21 protein-coding genes are annotated in these 19,617 nt (G+C 47.9%); 8 read left to right on the plus strand and 13 right to left on the minus strand.

The window, feature by feature from the left end; genetic code table 11:
• Positions 1-3: 3 nt before the first annotated feature.
• Positions 4-147, plus strand: a complete 144-nt coding sequence (locus ON05_RS28720; protein WP_175307169.1) for a hypothetical protein — start codon at positions 4-6, stop codon at positions 145-147.
• Positions 119-973, plus strand: coding sequence for a neutral zinc metallopeptidase (locus ON05_RS28725; protein ID WP_029314926.1), 855 nt, complete (start codon positions 119-121; stop codon positions 971-973). The genes ON05_RS28720 and ON05_RS28725 overlap by 29 nt, the downstream gene beginning before the upstream one ends.
• 30 nt (positions 974-1,003) lie before the next feature.
• Here ON05_RS28725 and ON05_RS28730 read toward each other — a convergent pair whose 3' ends face one another.
• The gene (locus ON05_RS28730; protein ID WP_010468038.1) at positions 1,004-1,495 is read right to left on the minus strand and encodes a hypothetical protein; all 492 of its coding nucleotides are present in this window, start codon (positions 1,493-1,495) and stop codon (positions 1,004-1,006) included.
• 390 nt (positions 1,496-1,885) lie between these two features.
• Between ON05_RS28730 and ON05_RS28735 the strand changes: the two genes are divergently transcribed.
• On the plus strand, positions 1,886-2,806 hold the full coding sequence (locus tag ON05_RS28735; RefSeq protein ID WP_010468040.1) for an FHA domain-containing protein: 921 nt from the start codon (positions 1,886-1,888) through the stop codon (positions 2,804-2,806).
• Here ON05_RS28735 and ON05_RS28740 read toward each other — a convergent pair.
• The gene (locus ON05_RS28740) at positions 2,780-4,048 is read right to left on the minus strand and encodes an ATP-binding protein (protein WP_039778509.1); all 1,269 of its coding nucleotides are present in this window, start codon (positions 4,046-4,048) and stop codon (positions 2,780-2,782) included. The genes ON05_RS28735 and ON05_RS28740 overlap by 27 nt on opposite strands.
• Before the next feature lie 158 nt (positions 4,049-4,206).
• Entirely contained in the window at positions 4,207-5,091 is an 885-nt protein-coding gene (pheA, locus tag ON05_RS28745; protein WP_010468044.1) for a prephenate dehydratase, read from the minus strand.
• A gap of 121 nt (positions 5,092-5,212) precedes the next feature.
• Between pheA and ON05_RS28750 the strand changes: the two genes are divergently transcribed.
• On the plus strand, positions 5,213-5,797 hold the full coding sequence (locus ON05_RS28750; protein ID WP_010468046.1) for a DUF1997 domain-containing protein: 585 nt from the start codon (positions 5,213-5,215) through the stop codon (positions 5,795-5,797).
• 13 nt (positions 5,798-5,810) lie between these two features.
• On the opposite strand, the gene ON05_RS28755 is transcribed toward ON05_RS28750, so the two are convergent.
• The 3 genes from ON05_RS28755 to ON05_RS28765 all read right to left on the minus strand — a co-directional run bounded on the left by ON05_RS28755 (position 5,811) and on the right by ON05_RS28765 (position 10,289).
• Positions 5,811-7,709, minus strand: a complete 1,899-nt coding sequence (locus ON05_RS28755) for a sensor domain-containing diguanylate cyclase (RefSeq protein WP_262562458.1) — start codon at positions 7,707-7,709, stop codon at positions 5,811-5,813.
• 18 nt (positions 7,710-7,727) lie between these two features.
• A protein-coding gene (locus tag ON05_RS28760) for an ISAs1 family transposase (protein ID WP_262561039.1) occupies positions 7,728-8,817 on the minus strand; the annotation gives its coding sequence in 2 pieces (ribosomal slippage) (positions 7,728-8,276 and positions 8,278-8,817; 1,089 coding nt in all).
• A gap of 731 nt (positions 8,818-9,548) precedes the next feature.
• Entirely contained in the window at positions 9,549-10,289 is a 741-nt protein-coding gene (locus ON05_RS28765) for a precorrin-2 C(20)-methyltransferase (protein WP_175307202.1), read from the minus strand.
• A 176-nt stretch (positions 10,290-10,465) separates the two neighbouring features.
• On the opposite strand from ON05_RS28765, the gene ON05_RS28770 reads away from it, so the two are divergent.
• Positions 10,466-11,116, plus strand: coding sequence for an ABC transporter permease (locus ON05_RS28770; RefSeq protein WP_010472408.1), 651 nt, complete (start codon positions 10,466-10,468; stop codon positions 11,114-11,116).
• On the opposite strand, the gene ON05_RS28775 is transcribed toward ON05_RS28770, so the two are convergent.
• From ON05_RS28775 to ON05_RS28785, 3 genes are all read right to left on the minus strand, one after another.
• Positions 11,113-11,769, minus strand: a complete 657-nt coding sequence (locus ON05_RS28775) for a pentapeptide repeat-containing protein (RefSeq protein ID WP_010472409.1) — start codon at positions 11,767-11,769, stop codon at positions 11,113-11,115. The genes ON05_RS28770 and ON05_RS28775 overlap by 4 nt on opposite strands.
• Positions 11,770-11,822: 53 nt before the next feature.
• Positions 11,823-12,089 carry a hypothetical protein gene (locus ON05_RS28780; protein WP_010472411.1) on the minus strand — a complete coding sequence of 89 codons (267 nt, stop codon included), beginning with the start codon at positions 12,087-12,089 and terminating at the stop codon, positions 11,823-11,825.
• Between the two features lie 205 nt (positions 12,090-12,294).
• Positions 12,295-13,056 carry a YebC/PmpR family DNA-binding transcriptional regulator gene (locus ON05_RS28785; RefSeq protein WP_010472413.1) on the minus strand — a complete coding sequence of 254 codons (762 nt, stop codon included), beginning with the start codon at positions 13,054-13,056 and terminating at the stop codon, positions 12,295-12,297.
• A 366-nt stretch (positions 13,057-13,422) separates the two neighbouring features.
• Here ON05_RS28785 and ON05_RS28790 point away from each other — a divergent pair, with 366 nt between their 5' ends.
• From ON05_RS28790 to ON05_RS28800, 3 genes are read left to right on the plus strand one after another with little or no spacing between them, the layout of a single operon-like run.
• Positions 13,423-14,163, plus strand: a complete 741-nt coding sequence (locus tag ON05_RS28790; RefSeq protein ID WP_010472416.1) for a WecB/TagA/CpsF family glycosyltransferase — start codon at positions 13,423-13,425, stop codon at positions 14,161-14,163.
• A gap of 2 nt (positions 14,164-14,165) precedes the next feature.
• Positions 14,166-14,930 carry a cell division ATP-binding protein FtsE gene (gene ftsE / locus ON05_RS28795; RefSeq protein ID WP_010472418.1) on the plus strand — a complete coding sequence of 255 codons (765 nt, stop codon included), beginning with the start codon at positions 14,166-14,168 and terminating at the stop codon, positions 14,928-14,930.
• Complete coding sequence (locus tag ON05_RS28800) at positions 14,930-15,865, plus strand: ABC transporter permease (RefSeq protein ID WP_010472420.1); 936 nt, start codon at positions 14,930-14,932, stop codon at positions 15,863-15,865. Before ftsE ends, ON05_RS28800 begins: the two co-directional genes overlap by 1 nt.
• A gap of 4 nt (positions 15,866-15,869) precedes the next feature.
• On the opposite strand, the gene ON05_RS28805 is transcribed toward ON05_RS28800, so the two are convergent.
• The 4 genes from ON05_RS28805 to ON05_RS28820 form a co-directional block, all read right to left on the minus strand.
• The gene (locus ON05_RS28805) at positions 15,870-16,202 is read right to left on the minus strand and encodes a hypothetical protein (RefSeq protein WP_010472422.1); all 333 of its coding nucleotides are present in this window, start codon (positions 16,200-16,202) and stop codon (positions 15,870-15,872) included.
• A gap of 152 nt (positions 16,203-16,354) precedes the next feature.
• Positions 16,355-17,092, minus strand: coding sequence for an HpsJ family protein (locus tag ON05_RS28810; RefSeq protein WP_010472424.1), 738 nt, complete (start codon positions 17,090-17,092; stop codon positions 16,355-16,357).
• 45 nt (positions 17,093-17,137) lie between these two features.
• A complete protein-coding gene (crtA, locus tag ON05_RS28815; RefSeq protein WP_010472426.1) occupies positions 17,138-17,971 on the minus strand; it encodes a cyanoexosortase A in 834 nt (277 codons plus the stop codon).
• 121 nt (positions 17,972-18,092) lie between these two features.
• The gene (locus ON05_RS28820; RefSeq protein WP_010472428.1) at positions 18,093-19,556 is read right to left on the minus strand and encodes a serine/threonine-protein kinase; all 1,464 of its coding nucleotides are present in this window, start codon (positions 19,554-19,556) and stop codon (positions 18,093-18,095) included.
• Positions 19,557-19,617 lie beyond the last annotated feature (61 nt).

Consider the following 19,617-nt stretch of genomic DNA (forward strand, 5'->3'; position numbering starts at 1 on the left):
AGCATGGGGATTGATCCCCATGAATGGAAATTTGGCTTAATTAATTTAGTTTTTGGCAAAAAATTACCTAGGATTATTGCACGCAAGGAGCGACATTTAAATCCGGAGGAAATTTGTCATGCGCTGGAAAATGGGCCGAAGAAGTAGCAATGTCGAGGATCGGCGGGGTGGTTCTTCAATGCCGACAGTGGCAGGAGGCGGGTTAGGCGTCTTGGTGATCGCCCTGGTTGCGGCCTTTTTTGGGGTAGACTCGAGCTTAATTTTGGACCAAGCAAATCAGTTTGAGAATCAGCCAACCTCCTCAGCACCGGGAAATCGGCCTGCGGCTGAAAATGAGCTAGCCGACTTTGTCTCTGTCGTACTTGCTGATACGGAAGACACTTGGGAGACCTTATTTCGCCAAGGTGGGCAAACTTACCGAAAACCCAAACTAGTGTTGTTCTCAGGTCAAACGTCGTCTGCATGCGGCTTAGGGAGAGCGGCGGTGGGGCCGTTCTACTGCCCTGCAGATCAGAAAGTGTATATTGATCTGAGCTTCTATAACGACCTCAAAGAACGGCATCAGGCTCCTGGTGATTTTGCCCAAGCCTATGTGATCGCCCACGAGGTGGGGCACCATGTCCAAACCCTACTAGGCATTTCTCGTAAGGTCCATGAGTTAAGAAGCCGGGTCAGCAAAGTAGAAGGTAATCAGCTTTCCGTGCGACAAGAACTCCAAGCAGACTGTTTTGCAGGGATTTGGGCTCACCATGCCAATCGAACCCGTCAAATTTTGGAGCAGGGCGACGTGGAGGAAGCCTTAAATGCAGCCAGCAGTATTGGCGATGATCGCTTACAGCAGCAAGCAGGCGGCCGTGTCACCCCTGAGTCTTTTACCCATGGCAGTTCTGTCCAACGTGTGAAATGGTTCAAGGTGGGTTTGCAAACAGGAAGTCTCAAAGATTGTGACACCTTCGCTGCACGCAATCTTTAAAGAAAAATGGATGGACACCTTATCTGAGGTCTAAGCCGCGTGTCCCCACCGAGGCGTTAAATTATGCACTTTAGGCGGGGAAGCTTTGCTAGAGGTCACTTCATAAAGTTTAGGGATTTCTTTACTGTTGTACACTCGGAATTCTTTCTGAATCGTTGTTTCAGCAGCTCGAACAGCTTGATTCAGTACAACTGAACCGTCAGCATCGGAAATGGAACGATGAAACGTTCCCGGTGGAATCCGTAATATTTCCTTACCTGCTTCTAGTCTGACAATATGAAATGACTTTTCCCATTGAAAATTGACAAGATAGAAGGTGCGACCACCGGATAAAGCTAGTAAATTATCTTCCTGATTAGGGTGCAAGTAAAACTGCCAAAAATCATCGGCAGTGTTGTGAGGGCTAATCGCTGGACCCTCGTGATAAACCAAATCCCGGGCATTGGACTTAGGGATAGTGACATCAAAAAAACGAACCTTAGGTGTATCACGAAATCTCTCATAGGAGATGAGTTCAAACATAGATTTAAAATATTGCTTCAATACAGAATGCGATTAGAAAAAGAAAAATTAATGCGAAAAAATTGATTCTTCCTGTTCGGGAAAAACCAATTCGCTATATTTACATATATTTACGTTTTTTTGGATATCAGAAAGTAGCTAATTACACAATTTAGAAATTGCATCAATAGCATTGCTTCATTGAAAATTATGCATAATCATTCAATATCCTCCTGGATGAAGCGCATGTCTACATGTGGAGGTTTCTTTCGGGCGTGTTGAGTCAACTGTCATGAACCGAATAGCAGAAGTTTGCCGTTCCACAAGAATTTTATGGCTAGACGTTCAGTCAAAGGCTTGACTTGCCCATACTAAGTACAGTGTTTACTCAGACTTAGGATTGGATGTAGTGTGATTGCCACCTCCTTCGAGATACCTCAATTATTGATTCAGATGGGGAGCAACTGCGAACCCTTTGAATTTCAATCCGGTTTGGAGTGGACGGTGGGACGCCATCCCAGTAATCCGATTCAACTCGGCGATCGCTGTGCCTCTCGGCAACATGCCAAATTAGTGCGGTTGCAAGATCATCACTACTGCTATGTCGATCTCAATAGCCGCAACGGCTCTAAACTGCGCGGTCGTTCGATCAAATACCCCGTTCTGCTACAGAATGGCGATCGCATCAAAATTGGGGATACATACCTGATTTTCCAAGACATTCCCACCCATCGGACAACGGGCAATGGTACACCGGATAAAGCCCAGGTCTTGCTTCTACAGGCGGATGCACTCCAAGGAAAAATCTGGCAAACGGTGTTGCATTCTCAAACCATAGATAGCTATTGGGAATCGGCTGATATTGATCTCAAAGCCTACTTGCCGCGACGTGTAGCCTCCGGTTCCCTCCCGCAATTACTCGTCCTTGATACTCAAATTCTCGGCGATCAAACCTATGAGGTCTGTGCCTGGTGCGCTCAAACCTTCCCGCAACTCAAGATCATTGTGAATAACAGCCAGGAACGCCAAATCTTGATGTCAGAACGGCAAAAGGCAGCACAGGCAGGCTGTTTAAACTGGTTCCCCGCCTTCCGAGAACCCAAGTTGATCGATAATATCGCCGGAATTGTAGTGCAGGCCAACGGAGTCATGAACATCCTGGGCGGTACCCTCCGTCAAGACACGTTATTCACAGTTTTAAAGTCCTTTGAAAAACTACTGGGCGAAGTAGCAACCCTGCAGCCACCCCCTAAACCCGTTGCCCCCTCGCAACCCTCTCCTGCGACAGCTGACCAAAACGGAGACCTAACTCAGGTCAGCCGCAAGGGCTAATTCAGCTTGTAGAAAGTCAATAAATTGACGCGCCGTGCGGCCAGATCGGCCATTATGACGGGTTGCCCATTGCAACGCCCGAAATTTGAGATCTTCTGCGCTGAGGGCTAATTTTGCTTGGTCTGCTAGATGGAACACCATTTTGAGATAGGTCTCTTGATTAGCAGGGACGAAAGTGAGGGTAAGACCAAAGCGATCGCTGAGGGATAATTTTTCTTGAACCGTATCCCAGGAATGGATTTCATCGCTGTCCTGTGGGCGCGGACGATCATCAAAGAACTCCCGAATCAAATGCCGACGGTTGGACGTGGCATAGACAATCACATTGTCGGGTCTAGCAGCCACGTTACCTTCTAGAACCACTTTTAAGGCTTTATAACTCTCTTCGTCTTCCTCAAACGAGAGGTCATCCACAAAAATAATGAACTTTTGCGGGCAGTTCTGAAGCTGGGCCAAGATCTGGGGTAGTTCAATCAGGGCAGATTTACGAACTTCAATTAAACGCAAGCCCCGATTGCCGTAGAGCGGTAATAGGGCCTTAACCATGGCCGATTTACCAGCACCTCGACTGCCATAGAGCAAGATATTCAGGGCAGGATAACCACGCAGCAGTGCTTCGGTATTTTTCAGAAGTTGATCTCGCTGATCTTCATATCCCACTAGCGCATCCATCGCAATCTCATCGGGATAGGAATAGCCTTGGAGTTGACCTTCATGCCAACTAAAGGCCCGATATTGAGCCATCCGTCCACAGCCGACTTGGCAATGATACTCCGCTAACGCAGGCAAGGCCTCAGCCCAATGATCGTACTCTTGTAAAAATGACACGGTCTGAGCAGTATCTGCTTGAGTAGTGCTGGGTAACGGTGGCAAGGCAGGTCCCCCCAAGTGACCAATGGCTTGGGTAAGGTCTTCTGGGTTCCACTGCCACAGGTGCTGTAGAACCCCCAAATCGTACCGGACGGCCTCTAGAAGTTCAGCAGGGAGTTGCTCTAGGGGGTAATGCTGAACTTGCAAGGTGAAGGGGTTGTCCGAGTCCGACATTCGTTTTAATAAGTAATCCGGCCAGCTGTGTTGCGTCGTGGATAAGGCCTTAAATAACTGTCCGTAGGCCCAAAGTACCTGAGATAAATCCGGCTCAGGCTGCTGCAGGACATTTAGAACGGATAAAAATGCTTGCCCTACTTCATCTTCCCAAACGGAGGAATAGAGTAACAAGGATGATACCTGCTGCTCAAGCATCGCCCATGAAGGTTCAGAGGAAGTATTTGGCCGATCAGATCCCAAAATATGCCCCGGAAAGAGTACTGCTTCAGTTTATTTCACAACTGGTGTGCGAATTCGTGACCAACACACCAATCACTGGCTGGTTGCTGATATCTTCTGTTAGCTGGCATTGGCTATGGCCCAGCGGTTCCCACTACTTGCACCAGGGGATAACTGCCAAATACCTTCAGCACTTCAGTATGAGAGGTTAACTCATCTAAAGCAGACTGAAAAAAGCTAGTATGTATGTCCGCCTCTGCATCCACAAAAAAGACATATTCCCCTAAGGAGCGTTTGCTGGGACGAGACTCAATCCGACTGAGATTAATATGTCGGTCATTGAAAATCTTTAGGGGCTGCAACAACGCGCCGGGAACATTTGCTGGCAAGCTAAACGCTAAAGACGTATACACCGGGCTACCCTCTGGAGCCGTAACGGGATAAGGCGTGTCTTTTTGACTCACAATCCAAAATCGGGTGCAGTTATCGGGATGATCTTGGATGGACCGCTGAATCACCGGCAGTTGGTACAGCTGAGCCGCTCGTTCTGACGAGATCGCCGCAATTGAGCCGTCCTCATCCACATAATTAAGGGCCTCCGTCGTAGAGCTGGCAGGCACCAAGGTCGCTTGGGGCAAGTTAGTTTTCAGCCAGGTCTGGCATTGTCCAAGGGCTTGCGGGTGAGAATAGACCGCTTGAATCGACTGCAATTTTTGCGCTTTGGCAATCAAGACATGCTCAATGGATAACACTAACGCTTGACGAATCTGCAGCATTTCTAGCTGCCAGACCGTATCTAAGGTAACGGAGACACTGCCTTCAATGGAGTTCTCGACTGGGGAAACAGAGAGTTTAGTATCGCCAGCAGCAGTCGATTGGAGCGCCTGGGCAATACTGGGACAGGGACAGAGGATAGGGGTTGGCTGTTGGGTGAGATTAGCGTACCAATCCGCATATGCGATCGCAGCTTGTTCTGCATAGGTTCCTGCAGGCCCCAGGTGGGCAATGGAAAGCGACATAAACATCCCTGATCATTACAGACAGTTTATCTGGGTTTGTGAAAGTTCATCTGAGGAATCTACCCACGAATCAGCCAAAGAAATGTAAAATTACCTTAACAGTCCCGTAACGTTCTCGTTTATGCAACTTAACTTTGCAGCCTCCCATTCCGTTTTAATCACTGTCCCAGAGGCATCGGTGCCCATCCAGCACTACTTACGGCAGCCCCGTCGCTTGGTCTATGCCCTCACGGATCGCAGTCGAGTTGAGCGTCTTGCTGATGACTGTTTTCGCCTCACCATGCGCCCCCGAGAATTTCTGGCCATGAGTTTTCAGCCTGTCGTCGACCTGAAAGTCTGGGCAGAACCCAACGGCACTGTACATCTACAGTCTGTGGGCTGTGAAATTCGCGGCATTGAATATATCAATAACCGTTTTGATCTCACTTTGAACGGTAGGCTCTATCCCCTAGCGACCGATGGTCCAACCCAGCTGATGGGTCAGGGAGATGTCAGCGTGAGCGTTGAACTCCCCCCCATTTTCTGGATGACGCCCCAGCCCATTTTGGAAGCAGCCGGTCAGCGGATTCTGCAAGGCATCTTTTTAACCTTTAAACAGCGGCTTGGGCATCAGCTAGTTGAGGATTACTTGAGGTGGGCAGGCACCTCTCAGCCGTCTGCGACGGATTCTGTTCATAGTTTATCGGCCAATCCTTCGAGCTACTAAAATCCCCAAATAGTCACGAAATAACCCGATTGCGACCTTGTTGTTTAGCCCGATAAAGGGCAGCATCCGCCGCTTCCAATAATTCTGTGTAGGACTGTTGAGTATTGGGGATAACAGCTGCTACCCCTAAACTCAGGGTAACTCGCTCGCTAGCAGATGAGGTCTTATGGGGAATCCTGAGGGCTTCAATCGCCGTGCGTATCATCTCAGCAATGTGGGTGGCACCAGGAAGGGGCGTATTGGGAAGCAACACTACAAACTCTTCCCCGCCATAGCGGGCTACCATATCCGCAGGGCGTTTAACGCTTTTATCAATGGCTAAGGCAACTTCCTGCAAACAGGTATCTCCCGCCTGATGCCCATAGGTATCGTTATATTGTTTGAAATGGTCTACGTCACACAAAATAATGGACAAGGGCTGTTGTTCTCGCCGCAGTCGCCTCCATTCCTTGTCTAAGCATTCATCAAAACTACGGCGATTATGGATCGACGTCAGTCCATCAATGCGGCTGAGCTGTTGTAATTGCTGATTCAGCTGTTTCAGTTTGGCTTCTGCACGATGGCGCTCTTCAATTTCTTGTTGTAGCTGTAAATTACGATCATGTAGGGCCTGGGTCCGCTCTCGGACTTTGTCTTCTAAATCGGCATTAATGATGGCACGGTCTAAAATACTGCCGGCTTGGGTATTAAAGGCCATCAAGAAGGTCTCATCTGTCTTACTGAAATTTATCCGATACCGCTCCGGCACTTCTCCTCGTCTAGGCTCCGCGTTAGCAATACTAGGACGATATTTGTTCGCCAATTGTGCAATGGCGATCAGTTTACCATGGGCATTTAAGACAGGCATACACAGCACGCTATAGAGGGGGATATTACACCCAAATTGATGAGTGGATAAGGGCGGATGATTAAACGCATAATTCAGAGGTTGCTGAGTCTCCACCAATTTGCCCAGAAGCCCTGTCCCTAGAGGAATTTGTTGATGGGGAATATCAGCATAGGTCCACAGCCGATGATGATCTTGATCCACGAGCCACAAAATGGAGTGCTCAGCCTGCATTAACTGTTTGGCTTCCGCCATGATGTGAAGAAGAGTCTCCTGTAGAGATAAGCCGCTTTGGCCTAGGACTTGAGTAGACGCCATCAATGCATTGGCAGCTCGCTGTTTTTGGGCTGCGGCATAAAATGCTTTAGAACTCTCTAGTAAAAGGCCGATCACTTCTACAAATTCTGCAAAAATTTTCTCATCAGCTGCCCCAAATCCCTGGTGATGAATACGATCCTGGATGGGAAGGGTGGGATGTACACCTGGACGGATTTTGTTCAACATTTGGACAACGGCCAGTAGCTGTCCCTGTTGATCTAAAACCGGGATTGCCAATAGGGTATAGGTTCGGTACCCTGTGCGCTGATCTTGCTTTTTGGCTTCTTCGGAGCGGGGATCATCGTAGAAGTCATAGGGAATATTAAGGGTCTCTTGGTGAGTTGCCACATGCCCCGCAATCCCCCGGTCAGCAGGAATACGAATTTCAATGGAGTTCGACCCACTCTCTTCTTGGACCATAGACCATAGCTCTTGCTGCTCCGCATCAAACATAAAAATAGTGGTCCGATCTGCATCGAGCAGTTCACCTATTTTGAGGGCCATGGAATGGAGTAAGTCATTCAAAACGCCCTGGAACCCCTGATCCTCCAACATGCATAGGGTTTGATGGACAATACTGAGCTCCTGTTGGACTTGCTGAACCACTTGGCGAAAGGTTTGTTGGGTTAATGGAGCCAACAGTTCTGCAAATCTACCAGGTATGGGCGTGGCCTTAGGTTGACTAGCTTGTATCAAAAATTGCGGTGTGTTTTTGGAACAACGGTGAACCGCGAGTTGCTGAGATGAATGTGTAGAAATAGCCTTCATACCAAACCCAGGGCTGTTTTAAGTTAGCAGCGAAAAAATAATATCGACCCGATTAGCCAGCTTAGTCATCGCGGTTTTGAGGGATTGATAGTCGTTTAGCCGCAGGATATTAATCCCAATAGTTCTAAGCACTGACCAATTGAGCAGTGCTTGTTCATCTTCGAGTCGATAATCATCTTCGCCAAAAACAACATCCTTCGGCCAATGCAACCGATTTTCAATGCCCCAATGTTCTCGGACCAGAGATTGCCAATGCTGGGGTGAGGTGGCAGCTGAACTGATGTAATAGGCCGTATTGTGATACTCCTTTCCTTTGCGAGTGCCCCATCGTTGGACACAAAGCACAGAGCGAATTGCCTCCCATTCCTGTAAGGCTATGCCGACAGGCTCATAAACCTGTATACACCGATGTTCATCTCGTCCTCTACTTTGGGCGGAGTGGATGTGCTCAGCCATGGGTTTAAGACACTCAAAGTAAGTCTGGAGGTGGTCGTAAAGTCTTCCCTGATTGGATTTGACCGCCACAAGATAGTCGTTACCCGAGGCCACAATCTTCTCAAGTGTTTTTTTGGGCGTGTAAGGCATCCATGGTAATCAGCAAGCCATCGAGTTGAAGGGTTTCCAACAAAGCCTGGACGACTTTGATTTCGCTATTATCCTCCTGAGTGAGGGCTTCGAGCTTGAGGGTGATGCCTGCTTCCACCGCAAATAAACTCACCAACCCTACAAAACGCTGCTTCCCCTTGGCATCTGTCAGCCCCTGACGAATCCGTTTGCCATCAATGGAGGCTGCATAATTATCGGGAGAGTGAGTCTGGGCTTTCGAGAGCATCCATGCTTCAAATTGGTGGCTCAACGCTTGGAAGTCAAGACCCTTCATCACTCGACGAAAGGTACAGTGAGACGGAACTTCGAGGCTCTCAAGCCCCAATAGCTCACTTAAAGGCTGGCGATAATCGCTCACAAAGGTTTCTAACGGACGGTACCCTTGATATCCAGCAAGCATGCCCATCACCATCAATAGCAACAGCAGCCATAACGGATGAATACGGCCATGGGCACTGCGGAAATCCGGGACTTGCTTCAAAGTATCGATTAGATGGCTCATCGGTCTCTCTACTGTTGGTCAGTAGAACCATCCTATTTTTTCTAGGAGGAACGTAAAACAACCCTGATACCAAACCTATGCGCAAGACCAGCAGACTGTCAGGTAAGGACACAAGGCCACCCACCCAGGAACAATGCAGATGAGAGAGTGCTTAATTTGAATCGAATCGATATTTTTCAGAAAAAAGCCAATAATTAGTATGTTTAAGAATGCAAATACGAATAGCTCTAGCATGCCCAATGGAGTACCAGGCTTAACAAGAGAATGCGGTCATTTCCTTTGGCGATTCATCCCCAAAAGAGCGATCTGGGAACCTGACTTTGTCTAAAAAAGTAGTGATCTGAACTTTAAAAAGCGATAACTAAAACAAAACTAGAAAGCTCTATAGTTTTCACTCTGACGAATACCTGCAATAGACCTCTTGCAATATTCGTTTCATGATGTGCTACTTACGCAAAAAATGTCGCGATCTGACTCGAATTTTAAGTCCTCTACCATATCGTTAGTTGAATTATGCAAGAGGTCTAATACCAGTCTTTATTCGTCATACATCTAGCAGAACTAAGCTGGGGAATCGATCAAGCCTCTCTTCATGGCAATCAATTAAATTTCGAGGGCTTAGAAGATACAACAGAAATCATCCCTTTCCAGAAGCATAATAGATGCCCCAATTAAAGCAAAATAGAATTTCTTGGATGAGGTTTCTGATAGGAATAAAGATGACCTGAACATCAGCCCAAGGTGGATTTCGAACCGCCAGGCTGGGTAATGATCAAGAGTGAAAAATAGGGCAATTCTAAGTCTGGGTATGGCTCAAGATTATGATAGACTTCTTGCTCAGCCGTACTGGCTCGGATGACGATAGAACTCGACTGTAAGAGATCGTGCTGTTTTAAAACTTGCCAAACCTGTGGATAAACACTGCTCACTTTGAGCAAGACCACGACATCAGCCCAGGTTAGTGCTTCTGTTAAACTTTCTAGTCTTTGGAGCGTCGGTAAAATGGCTAATCGATCGCGCTGGTAGGTCAGGGGCAAATTCAAGGCTGCCGCTGCCGCCATCGGTGAGCTTATCCCCGGAATCCGTTGGATAAGTGCTTGGGGATGGAGGTTGATCAGGGTATCAGCGAGATAGTTGAAGGTACTGTACATGCCAATATCGCCTTCACAGGCAAAGGCAATATCTTGCCCTTTACCAAGAAACTTCCAAACAATTTTTGCCGCTCGCTGCCAGGCTTCGTTCAGTTGTTCAGGCTCCTGAACATAAGGAAAGATTAGGGGTAAGCGATATTGTGAAGACAGCCAAGGGGAAATAATTTGTTCGGCAATTCCAGGCTTACCCTGAAGACCGGCAGGATAGGCAACAATTGGACAATTTTGTAGACGATTGAGGCCTTTAACACTGATTAAGTCTGAGTCTCCAGGACCTACACCAATCCCATATAACGTACCAATCTGAGGGGATATTGCCAAAATAATGTTGTCTCCCAATAGTGATAGCCAAGTGATGGGGAATCGTCACCAAAGCTTGAGTTTATAGGGTATCTTATCGGCGGTTTGTTCCCAATACAGTCTAGTCTGGAAGAAAACTGGGGTGATCGGCCCATCTGCAGGGAATATATTCAAGAAAACGTTAGGTCGAACTGGCTATGGTTCTCATTGATGCCTCTCGTTATGCAGCCTCGCACCAAGAGCAAGTGATGGAGGCGATCCAACAACATCTGCTGTTGGTGAGTGTGCCCTTAGGTTTCGCCCTCCTGATTGGCGGATATGGGGGATGGCAATGTGTCTGTTGGTCTAGACAACACTCAACCACGCTGCCGCTTGTGCTGCTGAGTATATTTAATGGACTGCGAGTTATTCCAAGTCTGGCCATCCTATTTTTGCTTATTCCTATCTTGGGTCTCACCTTTCAAGCTGCGGCTTTTGCTCTCTGTCTATTAGCTATTCCTCCGATTTTATTAGCGACGGAAGTGGGCTTTAGAACTGTTCCAGCTTCGGTTCGAGAGGTGGGTTTAGCGATGGGCATGACCCGGTGGCAACTTTTTTCCCAAGTCGATTTACCTCTCGCCTTACCCGTCATTCTTTCAGGCATAAAAACAGCCACCCTAGAAGTTATTGCCAGTGCAACTTTAGCCGCTTTTATCGGTGCTGGCGGATTAGGATCGTTTATCACCCTCGGGTTTGCCCTCAATGAACCGGCGATTTTGCTGGTGGGGGCTATCCCCGTTGCCGGATTGGCTATTTTGGCGGAAGGGTTGTTAAATCGTTTGCAGCAATTCTTGCGGGTGCACGCTTAGTCATGAATGGTGCCATCGGGCATGGTCGTCCCCTTCAGCAAAGCTTCATAGGGATTCGCACGACACAAGTTAGCACGATATAAATTGGCACGGCACAGATTCGCTTTACGCAGATTGGCTTCCAGAAAATTGGCCAAGCCTAAATTCGCTTCAATCAGATTGGCCCCTTCTAAATTGGCCTGGTTGGCGTTGGCCATATAAAAATTCACCCGCATCATATTGGCTTGAAAATAGTCAGTGAGTGAGTTCTCTGTCGCTTTCAGATTGGCACCGACTAGGCTCGCTCGCCGGATGATGGCTTTGGATAAATTGGCTTTATGGCATTTAGATTGAGACAGGTTTGTTTTATACAAATCAGCCCCTTCCAAATTGGCGCATTCCAGATTAGCCGACTCAAGGTTGGCATGAATCAGATCGGCCATTCGCAAGTTAGCCCCTTGTAAGCTGGCTCGCTGCAAGTTGGCTTGTCTGAGATCGGCCCCTTCCAGATTGGCATAGGTCAAGTTGGCCTGTCCCAGATTGGCTGCTTCGAGGATACATCCACTTAAGTTCGCCCCCTCCAAATCAGGGCGGACCAAAAGATTTTGTCCTCGCCAATTGTTCCACACTTCAATGCCTTGCTTGATCAAGTCGAGATGTTCTGCATTAGCCATGAGCTAGGACGTTCTCAGTGAGGAGGGCAAAATTAATGCCGGACGTAGGTAAGTTAACGCTTTTTTTTCCGGGAATAACTGGTTTCAATCAGGCCAGACTTCAAAGGTTCGCCTATTTCGCGCTCCATCCGGATAATTTTGCGCGTTAAGTACTCAATGGTTTGGCGCTTAATCCACCCACGCTCAACGAGGATATCACCAAAACGCATCCCCGTCGCCTCTTGATCATTCAAGGCTACATCGACTTGAGATTCAGAGAGTAGTCCAGCGTCAATGAGATAACTTCCCAAGCGCTTAGTTAACGGATCATAGGACAGCATAAAGGTACTATTTGCAGTGAATCGACGTCAATAAATGAGTTTACGGCCTAAACAATTTCTCTCTTTTGGGAAAGAGAAAGATCGATATTCCTAAACCTAAAATGCCCCTTTTCCCCGATCAAAAGATCATGAGAATCGATTTCTGTTGGTTCCTAACAGCAGGAATGTTGTCTGACTCCTTACGAACGACCTAGAATTTTCAGCTTTACAGGCTGGCTAAGGCGTTATCCATAAATTCAACATTGGCCGTGACGGATTGCACATCGTCTAGATCTTCTAGGGCATCCATTAGGCGAATCAGCGATTTGGCTTGATCGGGATCTGCGATCGCAACAGACGTCTCCCCGATCCAGCGTATTTCAGCATCCAAAACCTGGAAGTCTTGAGCTTTGAGGGCTTCTGTCACCGTTTCTAATACAGTCACATCCGTGCTCACCTCAGCAATGGCTTGATCATTTTCTTCCACAAACTCATAAGAGTCCGCTCCTGTTTCGACTAGAGATTCCAGGAGTTGATCTTCATTAACCGGCCCAAGAATGGAAATAATACCTTGCTGATGAAACATCCAGCCCACGCATCCCGTTTCACCTAAATTACCGCCATACTTATTGAATGCCGCCCGCAGATCAGCTGCGGTCCGATTACGATTATCGGTCATGGCCTCAATTAAAAGGGCGACGCCGCCAATACCATATCCTTCATAGCGGATTTCCTCCCACTGATCGCCTTCCGCATCCAGCTGCCCTGAGCCTTTCGCAATAGCCCGGTCAATATTTTCGTTGGGAATACCAGCGGCTTTCGCTTTATCGATTGCAGAGCGCAATTGAAAATTACCGTTAGGGTCAGCCGAACCATGGCGGGCTGCCACAATAATGGCCCTGGAGAGGCGAGCAAATACCTTCCCTTTCTTTGCATCTACCCTTGCTTTTTGCCGTTTAATATTGGCCCATTTACTATGTCCTGCCATGCGTAGCCCAAACACTTAATCCTATAGAAGCGGTCACGGTTTTCATTATGGCACTGCCCAGACCCCTGAATAGGAGGTGTCAAACCTGCATATTTATTCCTTTTAGAACAGATAACTGCATAGGAGCAAAGAGACAACCTCCCCGATGCATTGAGCGAACCTTATGAACGGGATGTCAGTTGGATGACGTCACCAGTCGTCGAGGTTAAGGGATAATGGCAGGATGAGTAAATCCAATGGGTAACCTACAAATACAGTTCCCTCTTTTCTTTAACAGGAAAGAGGTTTGTTACTGCCATCGCTGGTTCCACCCCAAGATTTAGTCATCACCCATGGCCACACCACTAGGGACGATAACTGATACCCATGCAGCTAGCTTCTGAGCAACCCAAATCTTTACCCATATTGGGATTAGCAGTCGATATTCTGCCAGACTATACCCAATGGTTGGCAGCTCGAATTGCTCAGAACGCAGGACTTCATGTCGTCACACTCAATGCCGAAATGACCATGCAGGCCCGGGAAAATCCTGAGTTAGCTCAGATCATTCAAGAGGCAGGTCTTGTGATTCCAGACGGGGCTGGTGTCGTTATGCATTTTCGCCTGCGGGGTCGGAAGATTGATCGTTGTCCAGGGATTGAAATGGCTGAGGCCCTTTTACAAGCCTCTGCACAAGAACCTTGGTCCTTTTTCTTCTATGGTGGTGCCCCGGGTGTCACGGAACAGGCAGCTCAAAAATGGCAGCAGCAACAACCTACGATCAATATCGTAGGAACACAGCATGGTTTTATCTCTGACGAAGAAATGGATGATTTTTGCCAGACCCTAAAACAGCTGCAACCTCAAGTGATTTTTGTGGGTCTGGGGGTTCCCAGACAAGAATTCTGGATAGCAAAGCACCGCCATCTCTGCCCCCATGCCATTTGGGTGGGCGTCGGCGGCAGCTTTGACATCTGGGCAGAAACGAAAACCCGCGCACCGAAATGGCTCTGTGACAACAATCTGGAATGGGTCTATCGCCTATACCAGGAACCTTGGCGTTGGCGGCGTATGCTGGCGTTACCACAGTTTGCCTGGTGCTCTTTATTGGACACCCTGAGTAAATAGCAATGACCCAAGCGACCTTTTCCACCCCTACCATGTCTTCGACTTTTAAGCGATTGAAAGCCCAAGTGGACACTCCGGCTCATGCCCATTACACCGTGCAGTTAAAAAGCGTTTGCAAGGTATATCCTCAAACGCGGTTTAGCTTATTGGATATTAATTTAACCCTAAAGCAGGGTGACTTCCTATTTGTAACGGGGGCCTCTGGCGCAGGTAAGACCACCCTTATGAAGCTAATTTATGGGGCTGAACAAGCTGATCGAGGCGAAGTTAGGGTGGTCGGCACAAATGTAGGATTGCTGAAGGGCAATCGCCTGTCCCATCTACGCCGGAAACTCGGGGTGGTGTTTCAAGACTACAAGCTGATTCCCCGCTGGACCGTGGCTGAAAATGTGGCATTTGTGTTGCGATCCCAAGGGGTTCCCAAAACAGAAATCGACCGACGTCTATATCCCACCCTTAAATTGGTCGGCCTGCAACAACGGGCAGATTGCTTTCCCAGTCAACTCTCTGGGGGAGAACAGCAGCGGGCCAGTATTGCCCGGGCAATTGTCGGCTCCCCTAAATTGCTATTGGCTGATGAGCCCACTGGGAATTTGGATCAAGACAATGCCTTACAAGTCTTGGGAATTCTCAAGAAACTGAATAGCCTTGGCATTACAGTGGTCGTAACAACCCATGATATGGGACTGATACAAACAGTGAAAGCGCCCGTTGCTCAGCTCGATCAGGGGCGTTTACAGGTGGTACCCGCAGAACAGGTAATCTAATGCGTTCTCATCCGTTCCAAGTTCCTGAACAACTCAAGGTGGTAGCAACAAAACTCACCTATTTGTTACAAGAAACGGGGCGAGGTCTCAAGCGAGGCGGCTGGATGAATTGGGCTGCAATCAGTACCGTGACCGTCTTGCTCTTCCTCCTCGGTATCAGCTTGCAAACCTCCTGGCAGGTGAGTGGATTACTCAATAATTTAGGATCTCGATTTGAGGTGGCAGTTTATCTAAAGCCAGAGGCCACTGGCACCCAACTCAAATCTTCCATTGCTCAATTTCCCGATGTCTCCAGAATTGAAGTAATTCCTAAAGATCAGGCTTGGAAAGAATTGCTAGCGGATCTAGGCACCACGGATATTGCTGGGGCCACGGAAGGATTAGGGGAAAATCCCTTGGTCGATGCCCTAAAAGTACAGGCCAAATCTGCAATAGCGGTCCCAAATCTGGCGAAAAAGATTGCGCGTTTACGCGGGGTAGAAACGGTTCAATATTTGGATGAAGCCCTGAAGAATCTCACCCAGCTGAATCGAGGATTTAGTCAGATCAGTTTGGGAGTCGTGGCATTGCTGACGTTGACAGCGATTGCAGTCATCACTACCACGATTCGACTGATTGTCGTGGCTCGCAATCAAGAAATTGAAGTCATGAAATTGGTCGGGGCAACTACAAGCTGGATCTATTTCCCTTTTGTCTTGCAAGGGATCACCTTTGGGTTAGTGGGAGCTGTCATTGCCTGGCTATTTCTGGTGGTCATACGACAGCTGATGCGCACCGCCTTTGCACAGCAACCTATTTTTTTACAAACCTTGGGAGAAGGGTTACAGCTAAGTCCGTGGCAAGTCGTCGTGTTGCCTCTAATTCTGTTAGGGTTTGGCAGTGTTGTCGGGATTATCGGAAGTTTATTTGCGGTTCGCCGATTTGCCAGCAAGTAGCGGCTTATCCCCCAAATAGCCTCTGCCACCAGCCCTGCTTTTTGGCAGGCTGTGGGCGCTGGGCAAGCTCCTGGATTAAACGCTGGTTTGCTGCCCGTAACTGGGCTATTTCAGCCGTCAAACTGACATTGCGCTGAAAAATTCTCTTCTGTTGTAGTTCTAATTCAGTAATTTTTTGCTGAGCCAGCTCTAACTCTGGATTAGGGGGAGCAGCTTCAGGCTTGGGCCATTGAGCGTCAGACTTTTCCACTAATCGTTGAGAGGTTTCTAAAACCTCAACATCCACTTCAGCGGCAGGTGTTTGCCAAGGATCATCACAATTATCAACAGATGGCATGGCGTCAGTGAATGAAAGCGAGAGAAACTATAGGCATTCTACACATATATACCAATATATGACTCCGAATAGGGATAATAGTCTATTCGTTCAGTAAAAAGAGGAGAATAATCTAAATTTCCTAACTGAACTATCCAGTATTGTAGCTTGCCTTACAAATAGGACTTTTTGCGGGCCCACCGAGTACTTTGCCAAATGCGGAGGCCCACAACAGCACCAATTAAAGCTCCTAGGGACCATTTTATCGTTCGTTTCAATAATCCAGGTTGCTCATTGCGAGCTTGCTCTAGAGCATCTTTTGTTTGTTTCTCAATCGCAGACCGGGCAGGGGATAGTAAGCTGGGAATTTGAGCCTTGATATCCGGTAGGGTCTGATTAGTATCTACTGTGATCGAGGAACGATTCGTGAGAGCCCGACTAAGCAGGCGCTGGAATTCGTCCACAGAATTAGTCTGATCGAGCTTTGTCTCTAACTGCTGAACCAAGGCCAAACGTTGCACTTTAAAGGTATTAATTTCTTCCACTTTTAGATTGTGTATCCGCATAGAATTCACAAAACATAAGGGAATCATGGCTACTAACACGAGGGTTAGAGCGAGGGTAAGCCAGGTTAGGACCTTGAGAATCAGTTTCTCAGCGGGACGACGATACTCCTGCTCCCCCCAAAACACCATGACAAAGCCAATAAGCGGCACTGGAATCCGTTCAACGATGGACCCGATACTACGAAATTCCCAAACAGGATTCATCAAGTCAATCGGAATCAGAATTGCCCCCAAATCCAGTAGGGCTAATAGAAGTAGGCCGTACCCTAGCCAACGAATCATCGTGATGGAACGAGATTGAGTGGCATAGGCCCGCCAGAGGCGATCCAGTTTAGGTTGAGTCATGGAGATTGTGATCTGCTTCCGCCCAATCTTACGCCTTTAAAGCACTTATTCAGGATTATCTTCCTGAGCTTGATGAACAATCCACCCACAAAACAGGCCAAAGAGTAAAACTGTCACCACCACAAAGACCAAGGCGCCATCATTACTATGCCAATAGTCAAACAAAGCGGGGTCGTTTTGGGTCGAGAGGAGGGCTAATAACGCCACACGGATGCCATTAATCATGAAACCTAGAGTAACGGCCACTACGGGAGCCACAATCTTTGCAGAAGTGGGGAGCGGAAACATCAGCAAAAAGATCATTGTAATGGCAAACATATAGGTCATTAAGTTCAAGCCCGAGCAAGCGGGAACCACCTTCACCGCTCCATCTGGCAACTGAATTAAATCATTGGTGAGTTGAACCGAAAAACCTGAATACCACAGTAAATAAGTCGAAAATTGAGCCGTGAAGGGAGAAATATCGGGAATAAACTTTAACAGCAGTTTCGGCAGACCGAGGCAAAAGAGGGTGAGCAATTCGATTTGATATTGCCCCAAAGTTTGCCAACCTGAGGCCAGCAGCATAACACCAATAGCCGCGATAAACGGGGCGAATGCCAGGTACCAACCAGTCGGCGACCGTAAGCTTTGGAACAGGATTCCCCCCACCATGCAAATGCCAAACCCAAGGGACAGGATGTTGCTGCCCAGTTGCAGCTGCAATCGCCGATCCCAGAGGCTGGACAAGGCCGCAAATAAAAATACCAAGCTCATGGCTAAGTGGGCCACCTTATCCGCTCTTAGATTAGCGGTAAAATACAGTGCTAGAAAACAGCCTGTGACCCCTAACAGAGCCATAACCGGGATTTTGATCTGATGGCCTGTATAGATGGACATACCCCTAATCGACATGGACTGATATCACTCTCTTTCACCAGCAGCTAAAGAATATTCTCTAGATTAGCAACTGTGAGAAGAAGACGACTCCTCCAAACCTTGGCATGCAGCTTGGAGGCTGTTATCCATAGGGAGCAATCCACTGCCGCAGTGTTTGGGTGAGTCGTTGGCTGTCTTGGTTGTTCAAGCTATGGGCCAGGGCTAACGCTGATCGGCTTTTAAAATTAACCATAACTGTTTCTTCTTCCTGCGTCAGAGGCACTGCATAGATATCAGTAATGTCTCTGTGGGGTTGGGACTGTTGCCAATAGGTCAAGCCCGATAGCTGATATTTGATAATTAGCTGGTGGTCCACACTCTCGATGACAGTGCTCGTCAAGTTCTGCTTCAGCCAATTGAACCCGGTGAGCCAAGGGATACTGCCTAAACAAAGCAATAGCACACCAATACTAATGCCACCTACATCTCCGGAGGCAAGGGCTTGGCGCGTATAGGTCAAGCCAATAGGCAACAAGGCCAGAAGAATGACAGCTAATGGCCCCAAAAGCGTCAGCAATGTCATCCCGGCCAGATCCTTCAATCTGGGTAAGGGCGCGGACCAAATGGGGTGAATCTGTGCTTGTAAATGCTCAGGATTAGGATCAATTTGGAGCCGATGGACAGAGCCTTCATCTGTTACCGGGACTACTCTACTAGCACCCAGAGAGGTTAAGGCCGATAATGCTGTTCTTGCAGACTTAAATCGATCGGCTAGGGCAGGAGCTGTCATTTTCTCTAGCCATGACGTGAGGTGGTTTGTAAGGGTAATGCGATGACCGTCCCTTGCTGTTTGTAGAACATAGGCCAGCCCTTGACCATCACCAAATGGTAACCGCATATCTGTCTGGGTGAGTTGAGCTGGAGCTAGCCCTGTCAGCAGGTGTAATAAGGTTGCTCCTAAGCTATACAAATCTGAAGCAGGGACAGCTTGGCCACCAAACTGCTCTATGGGGGTATAGCCATAAGTGCCCACCACCGTAAAGGAGCCATCGGCCTGGGGTAATCGATTTTGAACGCTTCCAAAATCCACCAAAACAATTGTTTGGCTAGGGGTCAGGATTAAATTACTGGGCTTGATATCTCGGTGGAGGATGGGGGGATTCTGCTCATGCAGGTAGATAAGAATCTCTAAAATTTGAGCGGCGACGTCATAAATCTCTGACTCCGAAAACCGTTGTCCCTGGGCAATCAACGTTTGTAAGTTATTGCCTGGAATATATTCTTCAATCAGCCCCAGCCAAGGTTCGGGAGCCTGGATATGAAAGGAATCGAGATACCGAGGGATTTGAGGATGATTCAGCTGCTGGAGAACCTGAACTTCCCGTTCAAAGAGTTTCATCTCATCCCATGCCATTCCTCGCCCAAAGGCCAAAAACTTGATAATGACTGGCTTGGGTTGGGAGGTGGGCTGATGATCCATCGCTAACCATGTCTGTCGGGTCGGTTGTGCCCTCAACTGCTGCTGCAGTTGATAGCGTTCCTGGATGACTTGCCCGACCGTTAGCATAATGGGTGGAGGGACTGGATCTGAATCAACATCTCCCATCTTAATGATGATGGCTCGACCAAACAGCCTACTGGTTCCAAGATCTTGTAATTTATGTAAC

The sequence above is a fragment of the Acaryochloris sp. CCMEE 5410 genome (assembly GCF_000238775.2).
GTDB lineage: Bacteria > Cyanobacteriota > Cyanobacteriia > Thermosynechococcales > Thermosynechococcaceae > Acaryochloris.